General features: G+C 77.6%; 19 protein-coding genes. 6 read left to right on the top strand and 13 right to left on the bottom strand.

What is annotated here, in order from left to right:
* Nucleotides 1–684 (bottom strand): cyclase family protein, encoded by a 684-nt coding sequence (locus BMZ33_RS09020; protein ID WP_169064085.1) that lies wholly within the window; start codon nucleotides 682–684, stop codon nucleotides 1–3.
* Between the two features lie 250 nt (nucleotides 685–934).
* Between BMZ33_RS09020 and BMZ33_RS09015 the strand changes: the two genes are divergently transcribed.
* A complete protein-coding gene (locus BMZ33_RS09015) occupies nucleotides 935–2521 on the top strand; it encodes a purine-cytosine permease family protein (RefSeq protein ID WP_091109220.1) in 1587 nt (528 codons plus the stop codon).
* The gene (locus BMZ33_RS09010) at nucleotides 2518–2931 is read left to right on the top strand and encodes a YybH family protein (protein WP_091109219.1); all 414 of its coding nucleotides are present in this window, start codon (nucleotides 2518–2520) and stop codon (nucleotides 2929–2931) included. Before BMZ33_RS09015 ends, BMZ33_RS09010 begins: the two co-directional genes overlap by 4 nt.
* Nucleotides 2932–2938: 7 nt before the next feature.
* Here the strand turns inward: BMZ33_RS09010 and BMZ33_RS09005 are convergent, their stop codons facing one another.
* From BMZ33_RS09005 to ssd, 8 genes are all read right to left on the bottom strand, one after another.
* Nucleotides 2939–3295, bottom strand: coding sequence for an Rv3654c family TadE-like protein (locus tag BMZ33_RS09005; RefSeq protein WP_091109218.1), 357 nt, complete (start codon nucleotides 3293–3295; stop codon nucleotides 2939–2941).
* Complete coding sequence (locus BMZ33_RS09000; RefSeq protein WP_169064084.1) at nucleotides 3292–3687, bottom strand: TadE family type IV pilus minor pilin; 396 nt, start codon at nucleotides 3685–3687, stop codon at nucleotides 3292–3294. Before BMZ33_RS09000 ends, BMZ33_RS09005 begins: the two co-directional genes overlap by 4 nt.
* 2 nt (nucleotides 3688–3689) lie before the next feature.
* Nucleotides 3690–3956: a DUF4244 domain-containing protein gene (locus BMZ33_RS08995; RefSeq protein WP_169064083.1), complete on the bottom strand. Its 267-nt coding sequence runs from the start codon at nucleotides 3954–3956 to the stop codon at nucleotides 3690–3692.
* A gap of 142 nt (nucleotides 3957–4098) precedes the next feature.
* Nucleotides 4099–4731 carry a hypothetical protein gene (locus BMZ33_RS08990; protein ID WP_091109217.1) on the bottom strand — a complete coding sequence of 211 codons (633 nt, stop codon included), beginning with the start codon at nucleotides 4729–4731 and terminating at the stop codon, nucleotides 4099–4101.
* 56 nt (nucleotides 4732–4787) lie between these two features.
* Nucleotides 4788–5522, bottom strand: coding sequence for a type II secretion system F family protein (locus BMZ33_RS08985; RefSeq protein ID WP_091109216.1), 735 nt, complete (start codon nucleotides 5520–5522; stop codon nucleotides 4788–4790).
* A complete protein-coding gene (locus BMZ33_RS08980) occupies nucleotides 5519–6310 on the bottom strand; it encodes a type II secretion system F family protein (RefSeq protein WP_091109215.1) in 792 nt (263 codons plus the stop codon). The genes BMZ33_RS08985 and BMZ33_RS08980 overlap by 4 nt, the downstream gene beginning before the upstream one ends.
* Nucleotides 6307–7449: a TadA family conjugal transfer-associated ATPase gene (locus tag BMZ33_RS08975; protein ID WP_091109214.1), complete on the bottom strand. Its 1143-nt coding sequence runs from the start codon at nucleotides 7447–7449 to the stop codon at nucleotides 6307–6309. Before BMZ33_RS08975 ends, BMZ33_RS08980 begins: the two co-directional genes overlap by 4 nt.
* Entirely contained in the window at nucleotides 7446–8561 is a 1116-nt protein-coding gene (ssd, locus tag BMZ33_RS08970) for a septum site-determining protein Ssd (protein ID WP_091109213.1), read from the bottom strand. Before ssd ends, BMZ33_RS08975 begins: the two co-directional genes overlap by 4 nt.
* 127 nt (nucleotides 8562–8688) lie before the next feature.
* Between ssd and BMZ33_RS08965 the strand changes: the two genes are divergently transcribed.
* A complete protein-coding gene (locus BMZ33_RS08965; RefSeq protein WP_091109212.1) occupies nucleotides 8689–9543 on the top strand; it encodes an HAD family hydrolase in 855 nt (284 codons plus the stop codon).
* 14 nt (nucleotides 9544–9557) lie between these two features.
* On the opposite strand, the gene BMZ33_RS08960 is transcribed toward BMZ33_RS08965, so the two are convergent.
* Both BMZ33_RS08960 and BMZ33_RS08955 read right to left on the bottom strand, forming a co-directional pair.
* Nucleotides 9558–10526 carry an aldo/keto reductase gene (locus BMZ33_RS08960; protein ID WP_091109211.1) on the bottom strand — a complete coding sequence of 323 codons (969 nt, stop codon included), beginning with the start codon at nucleotides 10524–10526 and terminating at the stop codon, nucleotides 9558–9560.
* Nucleotides 10527–10568: 42 nt separating this feature from the next.
* Entirely contained in the window at nucleotides 10569–11357 is a 789-nt protein-coding gene (locus BMZ33_RS08955) for a Fic family protein (RefSeq protein ID WP_091109210.1), read from the bottom strand.
* Nucleotides 11358–11421: 64 nt separating this feature from the next.
* Between BMZ33_RS08955 and BMZ33_RS08950 the strand changes: the two genes are divergently transcribed.
* The 3 genes from BMZ33_RS08950 to BMZ33_RS08940 are packed head-to-tail and all read left to right on the top strand — an operon-like array spanning nucleotide 11422 to nucleotide 13276.
* Entirely contained in the window at nucleotides 11422–11985 is a 564-nt protein-coding gene (locus BMZ33_RS08950) for a histidine phosphatase family protein (protein WP_091109209.1), read from the top strand.
* Nucleotides 11982–12503 (top strand): bifunctional adenosylcobinamide kinase/adenosylcobinamide-phosphate guanylyltransferase, encoded by a 522-nt coding sequence (cobU, locus tag BMZ33_RS08945; RefSeq protein ID WP_091109208.1) that lies wholly within the window; start codon nucleotides 11982–11984, stop codon nucleotides 12501–12503. Before BMZ33_RS08950 ends, cobU begins: the two co-directional genes overlap by 4 nt.
* Entirely contained in the window at nucleotides 12500–13276 is a 777-nt protein-coding gene (locus BMZ33_RS08940) for an adenosylcobinamide-GDP ribazoletransferase (protein WP_091109207.1), read from the top strand. The genes cobU and BMZ33_RS08940 overlap by 4 nt, the downstream gene beginning before the upstream one ends.
* 369 nt (nucleotides 13277–13645) lie before the next feature.
* Here BMZ33_RS08940 and cobN read toward each other — a convergent pair whose 3' ends face one another.
* Both cobN and BMZ33_RS08925 read right to left on the bottom strand, forming a co-directional pair.
* Nucleotides 13646–17269, bottom strand: a complete 3624-nt coding sequence (gene cobN / locus BMZ33_RS08930) for a cobaltochelatase subunit CobN (RefSeq protein WP_091109205.1) — start codon at nucleotides 17267–17269, stop codon at nucleotides 13646–13648.
* A 61-nt stretch (nucleotides 17270–17330) separates the two neighbouring features.
* Nucleotides 17331–17660, bottom strand: coding sequence for a tetratricopeptide repeat protein (locus BMZ33_RS08925; protein WP_169064082.1), 330 nt, complete (start codon nucleotides 17658–17660; stop codon nucleotides 17331–17333).
* Nucleotides 17661–17699 lie beyond the last annotated feature (39 nt).

Genomic DNA, 17699 nt, shown 5'->3' with positions numbered 1-17699 from the left:
TCAGCCCGGCAGGCGGAAGGCCACGGCCCGGACCGGGGCGCCGTCGGCGCCGGCCAGCCGCAGCGGCAGCACGCTGACCACCGGGTCGACGGCGGGCACCCGGCCCAGGTCGCGCAGGTTCTCGACGATGACACCTCCGGCGCCGAGCACCGTGAGGTGGGCGGCGAAGCCGTCCGCGGGCTCGCCGTCGACGACGGTCTCGTCGAGGCTCAGCGCGTCGAGCCCCACGGTGCGCACGCCGGCGGCGACCACCCGGGCGGCGGCGTCGCCGGTCAGGTAGGGGTGGTCGAAGTAGGCGTCGGTGCCCCAGTGCTCGTCCCACCCGGTGCGCAGCAGCAGGATCCGCCCGGGTCCCAGCCGGTCGGCCCAGGGCGCCAGGTCGGACCACTCGATCCGGCCGCGCGGTGGCTTCCCGCGGACGTCGGCGACGACGGCCGGCCCGAGGAAGTACTCGAGCGGGATCTCGTCGATGCGCGGACCGTCCTCCAGGAAGTGGTAGGGCGCGTCGACGTGCGTCCCGGTCTGGGAGCCCATCCGCACGTGCAGGACGTTGTAGCCGTCGGCCGCCACGGTGGTGGCCGGGCTGAACCGGGCGACCGGGTCCCCGGGGTAGACCGGGGTGTCGTCGTCGAGCGGGTGGGAGAGGTCCACGACGTCGCGGACGGGCGGGACGGAGCGGGTCACCGGGCCTCCTCGGGGACGGCGGTCCACGAGCGTCGGGGGGAGGCCCCACCGGACCTCGCAGGCGGCCGGCGACGCGTTCCGCCAGGGGTACGGCATCGCCGGGGGGACGGTGGACGCGTCCCCCTCGTCGTGTCCCCGCATCCCAGCACGTCGTGTCAACTCTTGGTGAACCACCGTTGCCTCCTGGGCAACCCGCCTCTACTGTCTGCGCACCGCGGTGGTCGGACCACCGCCTCAACGGGGAGCACACATGAGTGGAGCGGAGGTCGCCGGGCCGGCGACCGGACAGCGGCGACCGCGGGCCACCGAGGTCGAGCAGCACGGGATCGACACGATCCCCGATGCCGAGCGGACGTCGAGGCCCTTCGACCTGTTCCGCATCCAGTTCGGTGGCGCCAACACCTTCGCCACCGTCATCCTCGGCACCTTCCCGGTGCTGCTGGGCCTCGACCTGCTCGAGGCGGTGGCGGCGACGGTCGTGGGCGTGGTGGTCGGGGCGCTGATCCTCATGCCGATGGGGCTCTTCGGCCCGCGCACCGGCACGAACAACGCCGTGTCCTCGGGCGCGCACTTCGGCGTCCGCGGCCGGGTCCTGGGCTCGTTCCTGTCCCTGCTGACCGCCATCTCGTTCTACTCGATCTCGGTCTGGGTCAGCGGGGACGCCCTGGTCGGCGCCTCGACCCGGCTGTTCGGGACGGGTGACTCCGACCTGCTCCGCGGGGTCATCTACGCCGTCCTCGGCGCCCTGGTCATCGTCGTGGTGGTCTTCGGCTACCAGCTGATGCTGCTGGTCAACAAGGTCGTGGTGCTGGCCAACACGGCGCTGATGCTGCTCGGCCTGGTCGCCTACGCCACGCTGTTCGACTTCGGCTACGACCCGGGCCCCGACGCCTACGCGCTGGGCGGCTTCTGGCCGACCTTCGTGCTCTCCGCGCTCATCGTCATGGGCAACCCGGTCAGCTTCGGCGCCTTCCTCGGCGACTGGTCGCGCTACATCCCAGCCGACACCCGCCCGTCGCGGCTGCTCGGGGCCACCTTCGTCGGCCAGCTCGCCACCCTGGTGCCCTTCCTGTTCGGCGTCGGGACGGCGACCCTGGTGGCGGGCGAGGCCGACTACGTCTTCGCGCTCATCCAGGTCTCACCCCTGTGGTACGCCGTCCTGCTCATGGTCGTGGCCTTCCTCGGGGGCATGTCGACCGGCGTGACCTCGCTCTACGGGACGGGGCTGGACTTCTCCTCGGTCTTCCCCCGGCTCAACCGTGTCCAGGCGTCGCTGGTCATCGGCACCCTGGCGTTCGTCTTCATCCTGGTGGGCCGGCTGGTGTTCGACCTGCTGGCCAGCGTGAACGCCTTCATCGGCGCCATCGTCATCTGCACGACGCCGTGGATGGTGATCATGATGATCGGCTACTGGGTGCGCCGCGGCCACTACTCCCCGGTCGACGTGCAGGTCTTCAACCAGGGCCGCATCGGTGGGCGCTACTGGTTCACCGAGGGCGTCAACTGGCGCGGGATGGCGGCCTGGATCCCCGCGGCCGTCACGGGCCTGCTGTTCGCCAACTACCCGCCGCTGATCGAGGGCCCGTTCCGCAACGCCGCCGGCGGCGTGGACGTCAGCCTGCCCATGTCGCTGGGGCTGGCCGCGGTCGTCTACCTGGCGCTGCTCTTCGCCTTCCCCGAGCCCCGCTACGTCTTCGGCCCGGCCGGCCCGCGGCTGGTCCCGGCGCGGGAAGGGGTGGCTTCCCCGGTGACCGACGACCCGCGCGCCTCCGTCCACCGCGCCGGCCGCCGCACCCCGCTCGCGCCGCCCGCGGAGGCCGTGGAGGTGGACCGGTGAGCACGGATCCCGACGTCGCGGCCGAGGTGCTGCAGGCGGCCGGCGACCTCGTCGCGGCCTTCGGCGCCGACGACGTGGACACCTACCTCGCCTGCTTCCGCGAGGACGCGACGTTCCTCTTCCACAGCACCGACCGGCTCCTGTCCTCCCGGGAGGAGTACCGGCGCGAGTGGGCCGCCTGGGTGCGGGACGACGACTTCCACGTGCTCGGCTGCCGGACCTCCGGCACCCGTGTGCAGGTGCTCGGGGACACCGCCGTCCTGACCCACGACGTGCAGACGACGGTCTCCACCCGGGCCGGGCAGGAGGAGACGCGGGAGCGGGAGACCATCGTCTTCCAGCGGGAGGCGCCCGGGCGGTGGCTGGCCGTCCACGAGCACCTCTCACCCGCCCCGGCGCCTCCGGCATAGGTCGCGGTCACGGCGTCACCGGGCCGGCGCGGGCGAGGGCCCGGGCCGTGCGGGTGCCCAGCGGCCCGAGCGGGACGGTCACCGCGACGCCGACCTCGACGACGGCGCCGTCCCCGACGGTGCAGGCGGTGAGCACCGCGCCGTTGGCCCGGGCGACCTGACCGGCCGTGTCGCACGCGGCGGGGTCGCCGGCCACCGCGCGGCTCGCGGCGGCCAGGGCGGCCAGGTCGGCGGCCGACCCCGCCCGGTGGCGGGCGACGACGGCCGCGCCGACCAGCACCGCGGCCAGCCCGATCGCGGCGAGGACGCCGGCGAGCGCGGCGGTCCACACGGTCGCCGAGCCCCGCTCCCGGTCGGCGCTCACGCGGTGACCCCGGGCTCGAGCCGGGCGACCGCGGTCGCGCCGACCTCGACGCCGAAGCGCACCGGCCCCACCGGGACCACCTCGGCACGCACCGTCACCCGGACCTCGCCGCCGCTGACCGCCACCGTGGTCACCGCCCCGTCGGGAGCCGCCCGGGCGGTCACCGCGCGGACGACGGCCGGGTCCTCCCCGCGGGCGGCGGCGCGGGCCCCCTCCCGGGCGGCGTCGACGCAGCGCAGCTGGGCGCCGACGACCACCACCGCGGCCACGACGGCGGCCAGCACCAGCAGGAGCACGGGCAGCACGACGGCGGTCTCGGCGGTGACCATCCCGGCCTCCCGCCGTCCGCCGGTGCGGGTGCGGGTGCGGGTGCGCGTGCGCGTGCGGCGCACGGTCAGGACAGGACGGCCAGTGCGGACTCGACCAGGTCGCCGAGCGCGCTGACGATCGAGCCCCCGGTCACCACCTGGTAGAGCACCGCGGCGAACGCGCACGCCGCGACGGTGCCGACGGCGTACTCGGCGGTGCTCATCCCGGCCTCCGGCTCGGCGCGGACGCGTCTCCAGCGGGCGGCGGGCCCCTGCCGGGGGGTGGGCGCGACCACGGTCGGGGCGACGACGTCCCCGTCCGGGTCGGGAGTGCTGGGCTGCTCGACGGTCACGGGTCCTCCTCGGGTCCGCCCCGCCGGTGCGGGGCACGACCCGACCCTGGCGGGCACCCCCGGGCCCGTTCCAGCGCCGCCGCGGACCTGTGGGTGCAGCCCGTCCCTGTGGACGGCGCGCCGCGCAGGAGCCGCGGCCGGCTCAGGGGCGCAGCGCCTGGCTCTCCCGGTAGGACCGGTCGCGCACGTCGCGGAAGAGGGCCACCGGCTGGAGGTCGTCCGCGCCGAGGGTCGGCCGGAAGCGCAGCTGCTCGGCCTCGCTGCCGGGCAGCTCCGCACCGAGGGTCAGCCGTCCCCAGCGCGTCCAGCCGCCGGTGAGCGGTGCCGCGAGCAGCTCCCAGCCCGTGCCCGTGCCGTCGCTGCGCGCGCCGAGCAGGACCAGGCGCCCCGTCGCCGTGCGGTAGGGCAGCACGGAGGAGAACGTCCGGCCCAGCGGGTGCGGGAGGAAGACGTGCCGCAGGCCGGGCGGCCCGCCCGCGGTGTTGACCAGCACGTCCAGCGGCCCGCCGTCCCGTCCCAGGCCGGGGAAGCGGACGGCGAGCCCGATGACGTCGGGCAGCGGACGGGGAAGCCCGGCCCCGCGCGAGATCCGGACCACGACGTCGTGCCTGCCCGCCTCGTCGAGGACGCGGGCGCCCCAGGATCCGTCCCCGTCGGCCACCACGCTCGCGACGGCGGCCCGTCCGCGGGGGTGGAAGACGCGCGATCCGCGCAGCGCCGTGCCGAGGGCGAGCGTGGTCGAGGTGAGGGCACGGGGGATCGCGAGCAGGTCCATGCCGTCCGGCTACCCGGTGGCCCTCCCCGGCGCACCCCCGAGGAGCGGGACGGTGGTCACCCGAACACCTGCCCGGCGATGCCGATGACCAGCGGCGCGATACCGAGGCAGACGAAGGCGGGCAGGAAGCACAGGCCCAGCGGGGCGAGCACCCACACGCCGGCCCGGCGCACGCCGGCCTCGGTGCGGCTGCGGGCCGCGGCGCGCGCCTCGGCGGCGAGCACGCGCAGCGCCGGCACCGCCGCGGCACCGGACTCCCCCGCCCGCACCAGGACCCGGCCCAGGCCGGCGAGCCGGCCGGGGGCGGCGCCCCACGCGACCCGCGGCGCGGCCCCCAACCGCAGCCGGCCCGCGACGGCGGCCAGCGCGTCCCCCAGCGGCCCGGGCAGGGCCGGTGCCACCGCGGCGAGGGCCCCGGTGACCGGGAGCCCGGCCCCGAGGCAGACGGCCAGCAGGTCGCAGGCGACCGGCAGCTCCCCCACCAGCCCCGCCTCCCCGTCCTCCTGGCGCGGGACCCGCCGCAGCAGCCGGTCGGCGAGCACGGCGACGACCACGCCCGCCACGGCGCCGGCGGCACCGCCGAGGAGGAGCGCGGCCGCCGACCCCGCTGCGGCCGGCAGGAGGACGCGGCGCACGCCGGCCGGCGGCGGCCCGGGCGGTCCGGGGTCGCGCGGTCGGGCCGGCGACCCGCTCACCGCGCGCGCCCGGGCCGCCAGCCGCGCGGTCGACGACGGCCAGGCGAGCAGGGCGCCGGCGAGCAGCAGCACGGCCGGTGCCGTGGGACCGCTCACCGCAGTGCGCGGCGCACCAGCCGCGCCGACCAGGTGAGCCCGGCCGCCTCCAGGGCCACGCCGAGGACGAGGAGCACCTGCCCGGCGGGGGTGGTGGTCAGCACCGCCCAGGGGTCGGCGCCGATGCCGCTGCCCATGGCCAGCCCCAGCAGCGGCAGCCCGGCCAGCAGCGCGGCACTCGCCCGCGGGCCCGCGGTCGCCGAGCGCAGCTCCAGCCGCTGTCGCCGCCGGGCGCGCAGGTCGTCCTCGACGGCGCCGACGACGGCGGCCAGCGAGCAGCCGGTGTGCGCGCTGAGCCGCACCGCCGCGGCGACCCGGGCCAGCGCCCGGTCCAGGTCGGTGCCGGGTCCCGCCGCGGCGGTGCCCGGCACCCGCAGCGCCCGGGCGAGCGCCGCGCCGCTGGCGTCGTCGGCGCAGACGGCGACCGCCGACGTGGTGGCGGCCTCCAGCGGCCGGCCGCTGCGCAGCTCGGCGGCGAGGGCGGCCAGCGCGTCGGCGAGGGCGTCGAGCCGTTCCTCGTCCCGGCGGCCCTCCCGCTGCCGCAGGACCGCCCGGACCGCGGCGGCGGCGGCCGCTCCCGCGAGCGCGGCCACCAGCGGGGTGCTCAGCAGCGCTCCCCCGGCCGCGGCGGCGGCCCCCGCCAGGGCGGGCCAGGCCGGGGGCGGCACCGCGGCCCGCGACGCCGACCGGCGCCCGCGGGTGAGCCGCCGGAGGCGCCGCCGTCGCAGCGCCGTCCCGCCGGGCCACAGCAGCGCCGCGGTCGCGACCAGCAGCAGTGCGGCGGTCACGCCGCCGGCCCACCGTCGAGCAGGGCGGCCAGCCGCCGCTGCCCCGGGCAGGCACCGCCGTCGGCGCGCCACCCGGGCTCCACGGCCACCAGGTCGCCGTCGCGGCGCACCACGCCGACCTCCTCCACCCGGCGACCGGCCGGGGTCCGGCGCAGGTGGACCACGACGGCCAGCGCCGCCGCGGCCTGGCTGTGCACCGCCCGCCGGTCCAGCCCCGCGGCCACCCCGAGCGCCTCCAGCCGCGCGGGCACCTCACCCGGCCGGTTGGCGTGCAGGGTCCCGCAGCCGCCGTCGTGGCCGGTGTTGAGCGCGGCGAGCAGGTCGGTGACCTCCGCGCCGCGGACCTCGCCGACCACCAGCCGGTCGGGACGCATCCGCAGCGCCTGGCGCACCAGGTCGCGCAGCGAGACCTGCCCGGCGCCCTCGACGTTGGGCGGGCGGGTGAGCAGCCGGACGACGTGCGGGTGGGCCGGGGTGAGCTCGGCGGCGTCCTCGCAGAGCACGATCCGCTCGGCCCCGGGGACCTCGCCGAGCAACGCGGAGAGCAGCGTCGTCTTGCCCGAGCCCGTGCCGCCGGTGACGAGGAAGGCCAGCCGCGCCCCCAGGACCGCCCGCAGCAGCTCGGCCGACCCACGGGGCAGCGTGCCGCGGTCGGTGAGGTCGGCCAGGTCGAGGGAGCAGCGGCGCAGCACCCGCAGCGACAGGCAGGTGCCCGCGCCGGAGACCGGCGGGAGCACGGCGTGCAGGCGGGTGCCGTCGGGCAGGCCGGCGTCGACCCAGGGAGCGGCGTCGTCGAGGCGGCGCCCGGCGCCGGCCGCCAGGCGCACGGCCAGCCGGCGGACGGCGTCCTCGTCGGGGAAGCGCAGCGCGGCGCGCTCGAGACCGGCGCCGCGGTCGACCCAGACCTCGTCCGGGCCGTTGACCAGCACGTCGGTGACGCCGGGCTCCCGCAGCAGCGGCTCGAGCGGCCCGGCGCCGGCCAGCTCGTGTACCGCGTCGCGCACCGCGTCGAGGACGTCGGCGTCCCCGAGCAGGCCGGCCTCCTCGCGGACCAGCGCGGCGACGGCGGCCCGGCTCGGTGGGCCGGGCTCGAGCGCCAGCCGGGCGCGGACCCGCTCGACCAGGGGCAGCGCGCTCACGCCGCCCGCTCCCGGCCGTCCCGGTCCCCGAGCAGCCGGCGGGTGAGCACGCCGAGCGGGCTGCGGGGCGTGACCGACGGCGGTTCCCCGCGTTCGCCGCGGGCGAGGAGACCGCGGTCGTGGACCAGTTCGCCGGCCACCGGGCGCCCGGTCACCGCGGCCACGTCCTGCGCCGAGAGCCCGCCGCGCACCGGGCGCACCACCAGGCGGGCGGCCGACCACGGCACCGGCCCGCCGGGCGGCCCGCAGAGGAGCAGCCGGGCGGCCGAGGCGGCCCGCAGCCGCGCGGGGACCACCAGCACGGCCAGGTCGGCCTCGGCCAGCGCCGCCTCGGCCAGCGCCGTCCCGCCGGGCCCGGGCCGGGGCAGGTCGACCACCACCGGCCGGCCGGCCGACCGTGCGGCGTCGACGACCGCGGTCAACGCCTCGGGAGGCAGCCGCTCGGGGACCTCGCGCGAGGCGGCCAGCACGTGCACCCCGCCGACCTCGGGCAGCGCGGCGAGCAGCGCGTCGCCGGCCACCCGCCCGCGGATGCCGGTCAGCGCGGGCCAGCGCAGCCCCTCGGCGTCCTCCGCGCCCAGCAGCAGGTCGAGGCCACCGCCCCACACGTCGGCGTCGACCAGCAGGGCTCCCCCGGCGTCGTGCGCGGCGGTCACGGCGAGCGCGGCGGCCAGCGTGCTGGCGCCCGCGCCCCCGCAGCTGCCGCCGACGACGACCAGCCGCCCGCGCTCGACCGGCGAGCGGACCGCGCCGGCCGCGCGCGCGACCAGCCACGCCTCGTCGGCGGGCAGGACCGCGACCCGCTCGGCACCCAGCTCGACCGCGGCCGCCCACGCCGCGGGGGGCAGCGGGGCGGCGGCGACGACGACCACGCCGGAGCGGCGGGGCAGCGACCGCACCGCCGCCCCGGCCAGCGCGTCGGCGCCGAGCAGCACGAGGGCGGCGTCCCGGTGCGCGCGGCGCAGCGCCGGCCCGCCGGTGGCCACCTGCGGTTCGGTGCCGGCCGCGGCCAGCACACGGAGGACGTCGTCGAGCAGCTCCTCGTCGGCACTGACCACCAGGGGGCGGGCCGGCGTCGGCGGGGGGACGGTCGGGGAGGGGCGAGGGGGCACGCGCCCGAGCCCAGCGCAGCACGGGCACCGCGCGGGAGGGTCGGCGCGACCTGTGGATGACCCGGACGGGTGTGGACGGCGCCGCGATCCCCGTCACACCTCAGGAGCCCGCTTACAGTCGTGAACCGTGACCCGCGCTGCGGCGTTCTTCGACCTGGACAAGACGGTCATCGCCAAGTCCAGCACCCTGGCCTTCGGCCGCCCGTTCTTCGCGGGCGGGCTGATCAACCGCCGCGCCGTCCTCAAGGGCGCCTACGCGCAGTTCACCTTCTCCCTCGCCGGCGCCGACGCGCAGCAGATGGAGCGGATGCGGGCGCAGATCACCAGGATGGCCACCGGCTGGGACGTCGCCACGGTGCACGACATAGTCCGGGAGACGCTGCACGAGATCGTCGACCCGCTGGTCTACGCCGAGGCCGCCGACCTCATCGAGGAGCACCGGGCGGCCGGGCGGGAGATCGTCATCGTCTCCAGCAGCGGTGCGGAGATGGTGGAGCCGATCGGCGAGATGCTCGGTGCCGACCGGGTCGTGGCCACCCGGATGGTCACTGCCGACGGCCGGTACACCGGCGAGATCGACTTCTACGCCTACGGGGAGAACAAGGCCGCGGCGATGCGGCAGGTGGCCGCCGAGAGCGGCTACGACCTGGCCGACTGCTTCGCCTACAGCGACTCGGTGACCGACCTGCCGATGCTCACCGCGGTCGGGCACCCGACGGCGGTCAACCCCGACCGGGCGCTGCGCAGGGCGGCGGCCGAGCGCGGCTGGCCGGTCCTGGAGTTCACCCGGCCCGTGGCCATGCGGTCGCGCTTCCCCGTGCCGCCGGCACCGGTGGTGCGGGGCGCGGCCGTGGGCGTGGGGGCCGCGGTGGCAGGGCTGGCCTGGTACGCGCGGCGGCGGGCGCTGCGCGTCGTCCCCTCGGCGCCGTCCGTCGCGCTGCCCGTGCCGGCCGCCGGGCGCCGGCGCCGGCGCGGGGCCTGAGGGAGCGCCGTCGCTCAGAACGGGAGCCGCTCCCGGACACCGTCGACCAGCGTGCGGGCGGCGGAGACCGGCGCGAAGTCCCGTGCCGCCGCGGTGAGCGCCTCCTGCTCGTCGGGGCGCAGGTCGACCTCCGCGGCGGCCGCGTTGGCCTCGACCTGCTCGACGCTCGACGCCCCCGGGATGACCACCACCTGCGGCAGCGACACCAGCCAGGCCAGGGCGACGGTCCCGGGCCGGACGCCGTGGGCGCCGGCGACCTCGCGGAGGACGTCGAGCAGCGGCTGCACGCGGCGCAGGTTCTGCGTGCCGAACAGCGGGTTGGCCGCCCGGACGCCGCCGGGCCGGTGCCCGACGTCGTACCGGCCGCCGAGCAGCCCCTGCGCGAGCGGGCTGTAGGCGATGACCACCCGGCCCTCGCGCTCGGCGAAGGGCACGAGGTCGGCCAGCGGGCCCGGCCGGGCCAGCGAGAACTGCACCTGGTTGCTGACGACCGGCCGGCCGAGCGCGGCGTCGGCGGCCCGCCAGCGCTCGAGCGGGTAGTTGGAGACGCCGACGGCGCCGATCCGGTCCTCGTCGAGGAGCGTGCGCAGCCCGGGCATCGTCACGCTGTCCGGGACGACCGGGTTGGGCTGGTGCACCTGGTAGAGCGGCACCCGCCGCAGGCCCAGTCGCCGCGCGCTGCCCTCGAGCCGGCGCCGGACGACCGGCGGGAAGGGCGCCACGGGGAACAGCTTCGAGGCGACGACGACGTCGGCGCGCTCCTCCCCCAGCGCCTCGCCGAGGATCCGCTCGCTGCGGCCGAGGCCGTAGACCTCCGCGGTGTCGAAGAGGGTGACGCCGAGGTCGCGCGCCCGGCGGACGATCTGCTCCGCCGCGCCGGTGGCGTAGCCCTCGCCGTAGCCCCACTCGCGGGAGCCGAACTGCCAGGTGCCCAACCCGATCCGGCTGACCGCTCCGAGCCCGTCGACGTCGAGGTACCGCACCGGCCCACTGTCCCCCGCGCCCCGACCCGGCGCAGAACGGGGTCAGCCGCGCAGGATCGCCTCGGCGATGGCCAGGCCCTCCCGGGCGCCGAGCTCGGTGGCGCGGCAGCAGTGCACCAGCCAGGCGGCCACGCCCTCGGGACCGCCGGACGCGTAACCGGTCAGCCGGGCGCGGTACTCCTCGGCGCCCAGCTCGGCGAAGCCCACCTCGGGCACCGACACGGCCTTGGGGTCCAGCCCCCGGCCGGTGACGGTCAGCCGGCCGGCGGCGCGGGCGACGACGCCGTCGGCGGTGCCGAAGGGCGCCAGGGCGGCCAGCTCGCCGTGCACGAGGCCGGCGACCAGCACGGCGGGCACCGTCGAGGTACCGGTGACCACCGGGAACAGCCCGCCCAGCCGGGCGCCGGCGTGCGGCGCGGGCCGGCCGAGGGCGTCGCGGTCGACGAGGTCGGCGGCGGCCAGCACGTGCAGCCGGGCCAGCACCTGCCCCGGGGCCCTGGCCCAGGTGTCGACCATCGACCCGAGTCCCACCGACACCCGCAGCGAGCCCTGCACCACCGGGTCGTCGACCGAGCCCGCGCGGAGGTCGGCCAGCGGGACGTCGACCCCCTCGAGAGCCGCCGAGGCGCGGGCACCCCGCAGCGCCGACTCGGTGCTGACCTCGGCCGACCGGTTGCGCATCAGCCGGTGCGCCAGCAGCCGGTCGATGCCCGCGCGCGCCGCGTCCGCGGCCTCGCGGACGCCGGGGAGGTCCAGCAGCGGGGCCAGCGGGTCGGGACCCGCGGGCCGGCCGGCGGGACGGGCGGCGCCGGGCCGGACGGGGATGGTCACGCCCCGACGGTACGAGCACCCCGGCCGGGCCCCGCCGCCGCCTGGCCTAGGCTCGGCGACCACCATGGCGCGCCCGCTCACCCTCCTCCTCGTCCGGCACGGCCAGAGCGAGTGGAACGTCGCCGGGCTCATGCAAGGCCAGACCGCGCACGTGCCGCTCACCGGACTGGGGCACCGGCAGGCCGCCGCCGCGGCCGTCGAGCTGGCCGCCCTCCGGCCCGGGGCGGTGCTGTCCAGCGACCTGCTGCGGGCGGTGCAGACCGCCGAGCACTGCGCCCGCGCCGTCGGCCTGCCGTTCACCACGACGCCCGCGCTGCGCGAGCAGGGCTACGGCGTGCTGGAGGGCCGGCCCTCCCGGGAGCTGTGGGACGTCGTCGACTGGACCGACCCGCACTGGGCGGCCGAGGGTGGCGAGAGCCTGGCCCAGCTGCACGCGCGAGTCGCGGACCTCCTCGCCCGGCTGTCGGCCGACCCGCCGGCCGACGTGGTCGCGCTCGTCACCCACGGCGACACCATCCGGGCGGCGCAGGCGGTCGCCGGCGGGCTCGGCCCCGCCGACCTGCCGGCCGCCACCCCGCACAACGGCACGGTGACCCGCCTGGAGCTCCCGGCGGAGCCCGCGCCGTGAGCCGGGTGCTGGTGCTGGGCGGCTCGCGGTCGGGGAAGTCGGCGCACGCCGAGTCGCTGGTCGCCGACCGCGCGGACGTCGTCTACCTGGCCACCTCCGCACCCGTCACCGACGACCCCGAGTGGGCCGGCCGGGTGGCCGCGCACCGGGCCCGGCGCCCGGCCGGCTGGACGACGCTGGAGACCACGGCGCCGAGCGAGCTGCTGCGCGGCGGCACGGTGCTGGTGGACAGCGTCACCACGTGGGTGGCGGCGCTGATGGACGAGACCGGCGTGTGGAGCGAGGAGCCCGGCGCCCTCGACCGGCTGGCCGGCCGGGTGGACGCGCTGGTCAACGCCTGGGCGATGACGCCGGCACACGTGGTGGCGGTCAGCGACGAGGTCGGCCTGGGCGTCGTCCCGGAGTCCCGCGCCGGGCGGCTGTTCCGCGACGCGCTCGGCGAGGTCAACCAGCGGCTGGCCGGCACCGCCGACGAGGTGTGGTTTGTCGTCGCGGGCCTGCCGCAGCGGCTGCGGTGAGCGCCCGGCCGAGGTGGGCCGGCCCGCTGGAGTCGGTGGCCCTGCTGACGGCGGTGCGGGTGCCGGCAGCGGTGGCGTCGTCCACCCGCGGGGTGCTGCCCTGGGCGCCGCTGGTGGGGCTGGCGCTCGGCGCGGTGGCGGCCGGCGTGGGCGTGCTGGGCGCGCGGCTGGTGTCCCCGCTGACCGGGGCGGTGGCCGCGCTGGCCGTGCTCGCCGCGCTGACCCGCGGCCTGCACCTCGACGGCCTGGCCGACACCGCCGACGGCCTGGGCCCGCTGCGCGACCGGGAGCGGTCGCTGCAGGTCATGCACCGGGGCGACGTCGGCCCGTTCGGCGTGGTGGCGCTGGTGCTGGTCCTGCTGCTGCAGGCGGCGGCCGCGGCGGCCCTGCTCGGGCGGGACGGCGGCTGGCTGGCGCTCTGGACCGCGGTGGTGGTCGCCCGCCTGGCGATGGCGCGCACCGGGCTGCCCGGGGTCGGCACGGCCGAGGGGTCGTCCCTCGGGCGGGCGGTGGCGGGCACGGTGTCGCGACCGTGGCTGGCCGGGTGGTTGGTGGTCAGCGCGGCGCTGGCCGGGGCCGCGGCGTGGGCGGCCGGAGGGGCGCTGGCGGCAGTGGTCCTCGTCGGGGCGGCGGCTGCGGGGCTGCTCGTGGCCGAGGGGGTCCGCGCCCGCGCAGCGGCCCGCCTCGGCGGGGTCACCGGGGACGTGATGGGGGCCATGGGTGAGGCGGCGGCGACCGTCGTGCTGCTGGTCGCCGCCGCCTCACTGCCCTAGCGACCCCGCTGCCGGAGCAGCGGGGTCGGCGCTCAGCGGCGGCCGGTCAGCGACCCGAGCAGCCGGCCGAGGCCACCGGAGGCGGCCGTCGTCGGCGCCCCACGGCCCGTGCGCCGGGAGGGTGTGCCGGTCGCCATGCGCGTGCGGCCCATGGAGCGGCCCATCGAGCGGCCGGCTGCACCTCGGCCGGCCATCCCGCGACCGCCCATCCCGCGGCCGCCGGCAGCGGCGCCCCGTCGAGCGGTGGTCTCTGCAGTTCCGAGGAGTCGGTTCAGGATGCCCATGCACCGGGTGTTACCCAGCGCAGGCGGGACACGCCTGTCACCGGGTGCCACTCCGGCGCGTCGTGACGCACCGCACACGGAAGCGTCACGTGACCGCGCCCTGCTGGGCCGGCGTCTCCCCGCCCTCGAGGTCGCCCTCCGTGTCGAGGTAGGCCTGCCGCAGCCCGGCCAGCAGGTCGGGGTCCGGCTCGGCCCACATGCCGCGGTCGACCGCCTCCAGCAGCCGCTCGGCGATCCCGTGCAGCGCCCAGGGGTTGGACCGCTCCATGAACTCGCGGTTCTCCGGGTCGAGCACGTAGGTCTCGGTCAGCTTCTCGTACATCCAGTCGGCCACCACGCCGGTCGTGGCGTCGTACCCGAACAGGTAGTCGACGGTCGCGGCCAGCTCGAAGGCGCCCTTGTAGCCGTGCCGGCGCATCGCCTGCAGCCACTTGGGGTTGACCACCCGCGCCCGGAACACCCGCGAGGTCTCCTCGGTCAGCGACCGGGTGCGCACCTGCTCGGGGCGGGTCGAGTCACCGACGTAGGCAGCCGGCGCCCGCCCGGTCAGCGCGCGCACCGTCGCGACCATCCCGCCGTGGTACTGGAAGTAGTCGTCGGAGTCGGCGATGTCGTGCTCGCGGGTGTCGACGTTCTTGGCCGCCACCGCGATCCGCCGGTAGGCCGCCTCCATGTCCGGCCGGGCCTGCACGCCGTCGAGGTCGCGGCCGTAGGCGTAGCCGCCCCACACCGCGTAGACCTCGGCGAGGTCGGCGTCGCCGCGCCAGTCCCGCGAGTCGATCAGCGACAGCAGCCCGGCCCCGTAGGCGCCCGGCTTGGAGCCGAACACCCGGGTGGTCGCCCGCCGCCGGTCGCCGTGCCCGGCGACGTCGGCCTCCACGTGCGCCCGCACGAAGTTCTGCGTCGCCGGCTCGTCGAGGTCGGCGACCAGCCGCACCGCGTCGTCGAGCATCGTCACCACGTGCGGGAAGGCGTCCCGGAAGAAGCCCGAGATGCGCACGGTGACGTCGATCCGCGGCCGGCCGAGCTCGTCGAGCGGCACCGCCTCCAGCGAGGTCACCCGCCGCGACGCGTCGTCCCACACCGGCCGGACGCCGAGCAGCGCGAGCACCTCGGCGACGTCGTCCCCAGAGGTCCGCATCGCCGACGTCCCCCACACCGACAGCCCCACCGAGGGCGGGTACCCGCCGGTGTCGGCCAGGTACCGCTCCAGCAACGACTCGGCCATCGCCTGCCCGGTCTCCCAGGCCAGCCGCGAGGGCACCGCCCGCGGGTCGACCGAGTAGAAGTTGCGGCCGGTCGGCAGCACGTTGACCAGACCGCGCAGCGGCGAGCCCGACGGCCCGGCCGGCACGTAGCCGCCGTCGAGGGCGTGCAGGATGGCGTCGAGCTCGTCGGTGGTCCGCTCCAGCCGCGGCACCACCTCGTCGACGGCGAACCGCAGCACCGCCGCGACCGCGTCGTCCTCCCGGCCGAGCACCTCCCGCACGACCGGGCCGACGGCGCCGATCGTCCACCCGGCGTCCTCCATGCCCGAGACCAGGGCGTGGGCCTGCGCCTCGACCGCGTCGGTCGCCCGGAGACCGGCCGTGCCGTCCTCGGCCAGCCCGAGCGCCTCGCGCAGCCCGGGCAGCGCGACCGAGCCGCCCCAGATCTGCCGTGCCCGCAGGATCGCCAGCACCAGGTCGACCCGGTCGGGGCCCGACGGCGGGGTGCCCAGCACGTGCAGGCCGTCGCGGATCTGCGAGTCCTTGATCTCGCAGAGCCAGCCGTCGACGTGCAGGATCATCGCGTCGAAGCGGTCGTCCTCCGGGCGCTCGGCCAGCCCGAGGTCGTGGTCGAGCTTCGCCGCCTGCAGCAGCGTCCAGATCTGCGCCCGCACCGCCGGCAGCTTCGCCGGGTCCATCGCCGCGACGTTGGCGTGCTCGTCGAGCAGTTGCTCCAGCCGGGCGATGTCGCCGTAGGAGTCCGCGCGCGCCATGGGCGGCACCATGTGGTCGACCAGCGTGGCGTGCGCGCGGCGCTTGGCCTGCGAGCCCTCGCCCGGGTCGTTGACCAGGAACGGGTAGACCAGCGGCAGGTCGCCGATCGCGGCGTCGGGCCCGCAGGAGGCAGACAGCCCCACCGTCTTGCCCGGCAGCCACTCCAGGTTGCCGTGCTTGCCGACGTGCACCAGCGCGTGCGCGCCGAACACCGACCGCAGCCACCAGTAGGCGGCCAGGTAGTGGTGCGAGGGCGGCAGGTCGGGGTCGTGGTAGATCGCGATGGGGTTCTCGCCGAAGCCGCGGGGCGGCTGCACCATCACGACGACGTTGCCGGCGCGCAGGGCGGCGAACACGACGGCCCGGTCGTCCCCTGCGCCGTCCACGAACAGCGACCCGGGCGCCTCGCCCCAGTGCGACACCATCGCCTCGCGCAGGTCGGCCGGCAGGGTGTCGAAGAAGCGCCGGTACTCCTCGGCGGGGATGCGCACCGGGTTGCCCGAGAGCTGCTCGTCGGTGAGCCAGTCGGCGTCCTGCCCGCCGGCGGCGATCAGCGCGTGCACCAGCGCGTCGCCGTCGAGGTCGGCGACGCCGGGCAGCGCGTCCGGACCGTCGAACGGGCCGACGTCGTAGCCCTGGCCCTGCATGGCGGCCAGCAGCCGCACCACCGACGCCGGGGTGTCCAGGCCGACGGCGTTGCCGATGCGCGCGTGCTTGGTCGGGTAGGCCGACAGCATCACCACGATGCGGCGCTCGGCGGGCGGGGTGTGCCGCAGCCGCGCGTGCGCCACCGCCGTCCCGGCGACCCGCGCCGCCCGCTCGGGGTCGGCGACGTAGTGGGTCAGCCCGTCGGCGTCGGTCTCCTTGAAGGAGAACGGCACGCTGATCAGCCGGCCGTCGAACTCGGGGATCGCCACCTGGTTGCCGACGTCGAGCGGCGAGAGGCCGTCGTCGTCGGCCAGCCAGTCGGCGCGCGAGCGGGTCAGGCACAGCCCCTGGACGACCGGCACGTCGAGCGCGGCGAGCTGGCCGACGTCCCACGCGCCGTCGTCCCCGCCGGCCTGCGCGGTGGCCGGCCGCGAGCCGCCGGCGGCGAGCACGGTGACGACGAGCGCGTCGGCGGTGCGCAGGACGTCGAGCAGCTCGTCGGGGACGCTGCGCAGCGAGCTCACGAACACCGGCAGCGCCTGCCCACCGGCGGACTCGACGGCGCCGCAGAGCTCCTCCACGAACGCGGTGTTCCCCGCCAGGTGGTGCGCCCGGTAGTAGAGGACGGCGACCCGCGGGCCGCTCCCCCGGTCCGCGCGCTCCAGCACGCCCCAGTCCGGCGCGACCGACGGCGGCTCGAAGCCCTCACCGGTGAGCAGCACGGTGTCGGAGAGGAAGCGGTGCAGCTGGACGAGGTTGTCCGGCCCGCCCTGCGCGAGGTAGCCGTGCGCCTCGGTGGCCACGCCCATGGGGACGGTCGAGAGCTCCATCAGCTCCGCGTCGGGCACCTGCTCCCCGCCGAGGACGACGACCGGCGCCGGCCCGGCCAGCAGGGGGCTGAGCATCTCCTCGTACTGGCGCCGCACCCCCAGGATCCGGACGACGACGAGCCGCGCGCCCTCGGTCAGCGCCGCGGTGCCCTCGGCGCCGAGCCGGACGGGGTTGCCCAGCCGCCAGTCGGCACCGCTGGCGCGGGCGGAGAGCAGGTCGGTGTCGCTGGTGGACAGCAGGACGAACACGCGGTCAGACGCTACCGCCCGCCCCGGCGCCGGCCGCCGCGCGACCGGCGCCGAGGGGTGGTCAGGCGGCGCCGAGGGCGTCGGCGAGGCGGTGGTGCACCGTCGCCTCGGCCGGGCGGTTCTGCCGCTCCAGGGTGCGGGCCAGCGCGCGGCGGGCCCACCCGTTGGCCGGGGCGAGGTCGACCAGGCGCAGCAGCGCCGCCTCGGCCCGCCGCAGCTGCGCGGAGCCGAAGTAGCTGCGGGCGAGCAGCTCCAGGGCCGCCTCGTTGCCCGGTTCGGCCGCCACCAGCGGCTCGAGCAGGCGCGCGGCCTCGACGGGCTGACCCATGGAGAAGAACAGGTCGGCGCGCAGGAACTCGGAGTGCAGATCGGTCGGGAACGGCTGGGTCACGGCCGCTGAACCGCGCCGCGGGCCCGGCTCTTCCCACGC

Origin of the sequence: Geodermatophilus dictyosporus, from assembly GCF_900115505.1 — a bacterium.
Classification (GTDB): Bacteria; Actinomycetota; Actinomycetes; order Mycobacteriales; family Geodermatophilaceae; genus Geodermatophilus; species Geodermatophilus dictyosporus.
This window is presented reverse-complemented; position numbering and strand designations above follow the sequence as displayed.

Excerpts from the sequence above, each read along its gene's own strand:
- BMZ33_RS09015 (WP_091109220.1), top strand. The coding sequence starts at position 935 with ATGAGTGGAGCGGAGGTCGCCGGGCCGGCGACCGGACAGCGGCGACCG.
- BMZ33_RS08990 (WP_091109217.1), bottom strand. The coding sequence starts at position 4,731 with ATGGACCTGCTCGCGATCCCCCGTGCCCTCACCTCGACCACGCTCGCC.
- BMZ33_RS08950 (WP_091109209.1), top strand. The coding sequence starts at position 11,422 with ATGGCGCGCCCGCTCACCCTCCTCCTCGTCCGGCACGGCCAGAGCGAG.